The 5,768-nt window shown below is 60.2% G+C and carries 6 protein-coding genes and 1 pseudogene; 4 read left to right on the top strand and 3 right to left on the bottom strand.

The genetic code is table 11. From position 1 onward, the window contains the following. The first annotated feature begins 922 nt into the window (after positions 1 to 922). The 3 genes from OC446_RS28975 to OC446_RS28965 are packed head-to-tail and all read left to right on the top strand — an operon-like array spanning position 923 to position 1,885. The gene (locus OC446_RS28975) at positions 923 to 1,273 is read left to right on the top strand and encodes a WGR domain-containing protein (protein ID WP_262032386.1); all 351 of its coding nucleotides are present in this window, start codon (positions 923 to 925) and stop codon (positions 1,271 to 1,273) included. Further along, complete coding sequence (locus OC446_RS28970; protein WP_262032385.1) at positions 1,263 to 1,547, top strand: DUF6516 family protein; 285 nt, start codon at positions 1,263 to 1,265, stop codon at positions 1,545 to 1,547. The genes OC446_RS28975 and OC446_RS28970 overlap by 11 nt, the downstream gene beginning before the upstream one ends. After that, positions 1,544 to 1,885, top strand: coding sequence for a transcriptional regulator (locus tag OC446_RS28965; RefSeq protein WP_262032384.1), 342 nt, complete (start codon positions 1,544 to 1,546; stop codon positions 1,883 to 1,885). The genes OC446_RS28970 and OC446_RS28965 overlap by 4 nt, the downstream gene beginning before the upstream one ends. Before the next feature lie 259 nt (positions 1,886 to 2,144). Here OC446_RS28965 and OC446_RS28960 read toward each other — a convergent pair whose 3' ends face one another. The 3 genes from OC446_RS28960 to OC446_RS28950 form a co-directional block, all read right to left on the bottom strand. Then, positions 2,145 to 3,065: a recombinase family protein gene (locus tag OC446_RS28960; protein WP_262032383.1), complete on the bottom strand. Its 921-nt coding sequence runs from the start codon at positions 3,063 to 3,065 to the stop codon at positions 2,145 to 2,147. Between the two features lie 364 nt (positions 3,066 to 3,429). Next, positions 3,430 to 3,828, bottom strand: a complete 399-nt coding sequence (locus OC446_RS28955) for an IS66 family transposase (protein WP_262032382.1) — start codon at positions 3,826 to 3,828, stop codon at positions 3,430 to 3,432. Between the two features lie 219 nt (positions 3,829 to 4,047). Next, positions 4,048 to 5,088: an IS110 family transposase gene (locus tag OC446_RS28950; protein ID WP_262032381.1), complete on the bottom strand. Its 1,041-nt coding sequence runs from the start codon at positions 5,086 to 5,088 to the stop codon at positions 4,048 to 4,050. A 114-nt stretch (positions 5,089 to 5,202) separates the two neighbouring features. Here OC446_RS28950 and OC446_RS28945 point away from each other — a divergent pair. Continuing rightward, positions 5,203 to 5,654 (top strand): annotated as a pseudogene (locus OC446_RS28945) (IS3 family transposase); the annotation flags it as partial. Between the last annotated feature and the right edge of the window lie 114 nt (positions 5,655 to 5,768).

Genomic DNA, 5,768 nt, shown 5'->3' with positions numbered 1-5,768 from the left:
GGCTATCCTGGAAAAGGTCGCCCGTGCGAAACAAGCGTTAGAGTCACAACACTAGGTATGCTGCCGAAATATTACCCTTTGGATTCATCCACAGTTTTATGGTGCGCAACCTCAAGACATATGATTGGTCCGCGGTGCAGCTTACCGCAAAGCTCGTCGATCCTATGGAAGGTAGGTCATTGAATCGCATCTGAAGCTTAGGGCCTATCGAGACCAAATCCCAATGTGCCCTCGCCTCTATGGCTGGTTTGCAGCTACAAACTTGGTTCTCTTGATTGACACTAGCTGTCGGACGGATAAAGAACTCTTCGGGCCGATTTGCTTTGAGCATGCTCTGGTCACCGCAACAGCTGATTGCACGCTGGATCGATTTCTCAGTCAATCGGCATGGTCCAGTAGCGAGATCCCATCCCGTCCGGCTGAGTTCTAAAGCCTGACCGCAGCACCGGGCGCTGTAACCCGTTAGATCCTCTGCTACCATCCGAAAGCGCTTCTTCAGGATGAGATTGACCAGTTGCAAAGCGAGAGGGTTTGCCTCAACGGAGCCGACCTTTGGGGCCTTGCGGAAGATCAACCCTGAAGCGATGCTGGTGAACTGCATCGACCCATGCAGGTGCCATAGCCGCCTGCCCTAGCGCCAAGACAAAGGCACCCCTGCCGCGATTGTTTTGTGCTACATGCGCCCTTGGAGAAAGCGGACTTTGTTTGAATTGCTTAATCAAATCGCTATCTGCGCTCGAATGGATCCAGCTGAACCCTTACTAATACTCGTCACTTTCAGGTTCTTGTCTTAGGATTAGAGCCCTGTGCTTCCAGATGAGGCTCTCCTACCTTGAAAATCCTACCAATGCCTTGGACCCGTTCTTCGTTGGTCAATCCATTATTTTGATTGGACTGTGTCGCGCAGACGCGACACTGGAGCATGCCTGACTGCAAGATCCAATATCTGGTGCTTGACCGTTGCAACCCGGATGCCAACATGGCCCGGCTCTTCGTACTATCCGTTGAGGCGAGCTTGATCAGCTACGCGGCTCTCATCTGCGAGTGGGGCCGTATCGGCACTTCAGGCCATCGCACGATCGAACTGTATAACTGTGAAGGCAGAGCGGTCGAGGCTGTTGAGACCTGGCTGCGCCGGAGGCAGAGACGGGGCTACGTCACTCAGCACCGCTCCCCCAAAACGGACCCTCATACGGCACAAACACAGCCCTTGAGCGTTGGAGTATTTGACAACACCCCCGATTGTTGGCATAAACTCCAACATGAAGGCTGAACTCCTGCTCCGTGAGCGTCACCAGACTGCGGACAACGCTTTCGTCGAACTTCGTGTCTGGCGGGTCCCACACCCGGTGCGCGGGTCGGAGCACGAGTACAAGTACGCGCTGGCCTATGTCGTCAAGGGCATTTGCGTGCTTCGCTACGACAACGAGGCCGGGAAGGGCGATCACAAGCACGTTGGACCGATTGAGACCGGCTACCGCTTCACCACCCCAGCCCAGCTGCTCGCTGACTTCTGGCGCGACGTCGACCAATGGAGGCCCGAATGACTACAGTGACCCTTTCCGTCGCATCTCGTGAGGACGTAACCCGGCGGGCGCTTGCCGCCTTCGGGGGCGAGGCTCAGGGCGCTCATATCTCGTTCGCTTCCGTCGAACTCCTCTGGCAAACGCTGACGAAGAAGCGCTGGGAGATCCTCAAGGTCATGACAGGGCAGGGCCCTCTAAGAATCCGCGAAATCGCCCGCCGCGTCGATCGTGACGTGAAGGCAGTGCACGGGGACGTTCATGCGCTTCTTGAAGCCGGCGTCATCGACAGAACGGGCGAGGGATTAGTTGTTTTTCCCTACGACGCCGTTCACGTCGACTTTATGCTCAAGGCTGCTTGAACCGAGTGAAGAACTGGTGACGCCGGCGCGATTGGGGCTCGCCGAGCCTCCTCGATCGGCCGGCGTTGGGTCTCAAGATTGGGTCAGTCCAGCGGACGAAACCGGGAGAGACCCACAATCACATTACATCCATATGTCCAAGGAAAGTCCTCCGGAAGAGTGAGGGGATTGCCGATTTAACTCTTCATCCGCGCCGCCTTGGCCATCTTGAACTACGCGATGACCTTCGTCCCACCCGGCTGCCTGAAGCGGGGGGGTGTCAACTCTCGCCCCGAACCTCTGGCGGGAGCGCAAGCCCGTGCTTCTTCGCTAGGTCAAGTTGCTTCTTCACTGAGGAGGCTGACCATGTGAGGCCGCCACGTGGGGTCCGCTCCCGCATGCGCTCCAGTTGCGCTCCGATGTCCCGCAATGAGAGGCGTGGGTCGGTCATAGCGATACCGGCGATCAGCGTCATGAGGCGGTCCTCCGGGTTCCTCCGCGGGGCGGGCCGGAGGAGGGCAGGGTCCGCCATGTGCTGCGTCACAAGCTTGCCGACGGCGCGCCGCAGCCGGGCTACTGTCCAGGATTGCCCGCTGTCACCCAGCACGCGAACAACATCCTCCCAGGGGCGCTGGGGCCGCATGCGGCGAACCGTCGGCATCCACTGATCTGAGCCGGCAATCAAATCATCCAAATAGACCTTCTCCCGGGCGAGGGCGATCTTGCGAATGGCCTCTGGTCGTCGCTCGCGTATGCCCGGATTGCCCGGCTTCTTGCCCCGTGCCTTGGCCGCCATGATCCCGGCCCGCGTCCGCTCTGAGATGAGGGAGCGTTCGAGTTGCGCCACTGCACCCAGGACCTGCAAGGAAAATATGCCTTGTGGGGTTGAGGTGTCGATCGGATCGCGCAAGGACCGGAAATGCGCCCTCTTGGCCTCCAGCGTCTCGATCACCTCAAGAAGGTGGCTCACTGAGCGGGCCAGACGGTCCAGACGCACCACGACCAAGACCTCGCCCGGCCTGATGTCACGAATGAGCCGAGCCAGCACGGGCCGGGCCCGACTTGCCCCGGAGCCATGCTCCTGGTGGATCTCGGCACAGCCAGCAGCGCGCAGTTCGTCGAGTTGAGCATCGTGCGCCTGATCCTCAGTTGAAACGCGGGAATAGCCAATCAGGTGAGCCATCGAGAGGGGAGGGGCCATTCATGAATTTCCTGGACCATTTTCAGGCCCTTTTGTACACTTTCGATAGTTGCGAGCAACTGAACGGTTGATGTCGCCGCCAGAGGCCTGTTGAAGCTGTTTTCCGGTCGTACTTTCTTAGGCATTTGCGGGAAATGTGCTCTCTGAGCGGGCCGGAACTGGCCAAAATCGGTCTTGAGCGCCCAGATAGGCGCTGGACAGGCAAAGACGCTCCTTTTTGGGCCGCTGATCGCACTCACCTCACGTCGTAGTAAAATCCCAAAACACTTCCGTTGCTCGAAGATGGTAGTTTCTTTAGAGTCTCTTACGAGCCCTAGAGGGCGCAGACATGCAGCGTAATCGGGGCACTTTGGGGGGCCAAGCCTCAGGCTGACCGGATAACGAGGTCAGCCAGCGGCGGGATCTTCGGCTGACCCGTGTCCAGTCCGAGCCGGTCCCCGAGATAGGCGAAGAACGACAGCCCGAGCTTGCGGCAGGTCTTTGAAAGCCCCAGCATCACATCCCGGGCCACGCGGCCATCGGCGCTCATCGTGCCACCGGAGATCTTGCGTTTGATCACCCAGGCGCGCAGGTCGTTCTCAGAGGCATTGGTGTGCAGCGGAATCTCCGGCCGCTCGAGCACCCGCAGCAGTTCGGCCTTGCGCCGCGCCAGCCGGGCCAGCAGTTCATCGAGTTCCTTGTAGCCCGTGCGCTGGCCATATGTGGACGGCCCCCGACTCGCAAGAAGATTTCGGCATAGTTTGATCGGATCGCTTGCGGTCATATGTCCGGCCTGTTGTTGCGGTCGCACATGACCGTTGGCCAAAATGGCTTCCGCGACACGAGGTCCAAACAAAGATGGCGACCTGTCAAGGCCATTGGCCAGCACGGAGTCTCTCGTGTCTTGGATCGATCGATCACACCATCTCCTCGTTTCCTTGCAAGACCCGGCTTCAGCCCGACACGGGAGCAGTATCGACGGTTTCCCGTGTCGGGCTGATTTCTAGGCGGCGCACACCGCTGCAGGCGGGGCTGATGAGGCTTTGTAGCCCTCGCCCGTGACCATGAGTTTCCACGCGATCCGTGCGATCTTGTTGGCCAACGCCACCGCGACCAGCTTCGGCGGTTTGCGCTTGAGCAACTCCACCAGCCAAAGCGGCGCCCTAGTGTGGCTGCGTTGAGCATGCCGGATTACCGCCGTGGCGCCATTCACCAGCACTCTGCGGAGAGCTTCGTCTCCGGCGCGTGTGATCACGCCCAGCCGCACCTTGCCGGCGGTGGAGTGATCCTTCGGCGTCAGGCCAAGCCAGGCGGCGAAGTGGCGAGCCGAGCGGAACGCCTCCGGGTTGGGGGTCTTCATCACCAGCATCGAGGCGCCAATCGGCCCTATTCCTGGGATCTTGGCCAGGCGTCGGCTGCACTCATTGGCCCGATGCCAGGCCATCAGCTTGTCCTCGACCTCCTCCAGCCGGGCCTGCAACTGGGTATATTCCTTGGCGTGGATGTCGAAGAGCTCGCGCGCCAGAGGCGGCAGCGTGGCATCGTCTCTGATCCGCTCCAGCAGCGGCTCGATCCTCACCAAGCCCTTGGCGGCCACCAACCCGAACTCCGCCGCATAGCCCCGGATCGCATTAGTCAGTTGGGTGCGCTGGCGGATCAGGCGATCGCGCAAGCCCACCAGCATCAGGGCGGCTTGCTGCTCGGCGGTCTTGACCGGCACAAAGCGCATGGTCGGCCGGCTCATCGCCTCACACAGCGCCTCCGCATCGGCCGCATCGTTCTTACCACGCTTGAGGTAGGGTTTGACGAACTGGGGTGGGAGCATCTTCACCGTGTGACCCAACGACTCCAGCACGCGCGCCCAGTGGTGCGACCCGCCGCAGGCCTCAATGCCGATCACCGTGGGCGGAAGCTTGGTAAAGAAGGTCACCATGTCCTGGCGCCGTAGCTTCTTGCGCAGGATCGGCTCCTCGGCGGCGTTCACCCCATGCAGCTGGAAGATGTGTTTTGACGTATCCATGCCAATGCGAATAATCTGATCCACGGACGGTCTCCTGTGTTTGAGATCAGCAACGACCTCATTCTGGCACAGCGATGCCGTAAGGGGGCCGTCCACACCAACAAAGCTGTTGCGCTCATCACTTGAACCCACCACGGCTTTTTTCGCCAAGGAGGGAAGTCGATGAAGTTCCGGTTCATCGATGCGGCGAAAGAGAGCTTCCCTGTCACACGCCTGTGCCAGGTTCTCGAAGTGAGCCCCAGCGGCTACTTCGCCTGGAGATCGCGTCCAGCCAGCCCGCGCCAGCGGGAGGATCTGGTTCTGTTAGCCCACATCTGCTCGGCCCTTCACCCTCTCCAATGAGACCTACGGCAGTCCGCGCATGACCCGCGAGCTGCAGGATGAGGGCCTGACGGTGGTTCGCCGCCGCACCGCCCGGCTGATGCGGGAGAACGGGCTCAAGGCCCGACAGACGCCGGTTCACGCGCACCACCGACAGCCACCATGCCTTTCCGGTTGATCCCAATCTCTTCGAGCAGGACTTCTCGGCCGAAGGACCGAACCAGAAGTGGGCGGCCGATATCTCGTACGGTGCGCCTCGTCCCGGATGGTCCGGGGTGCATATGTCTGGAATGTAATGAGAAAGGAGGAAAGGAGAATGCCTTGCTCTCTGCTGTGAGGGGGCATGAGCCCAAGCGGCGGTGACCTGCCGTCAACTGGCCGGG

Source organism: Microvirga sp. Mcv34, assembly GCF_024519725.1.
Lineage (GTDB): Bacteria > Pseudomonadota > Alphaproteobacteria > Rhizobiales > Beijerinckiaceae > Microvirga.
This window is presented reverse-complemented; position numbering and strand designations above follow the sequence as displayed.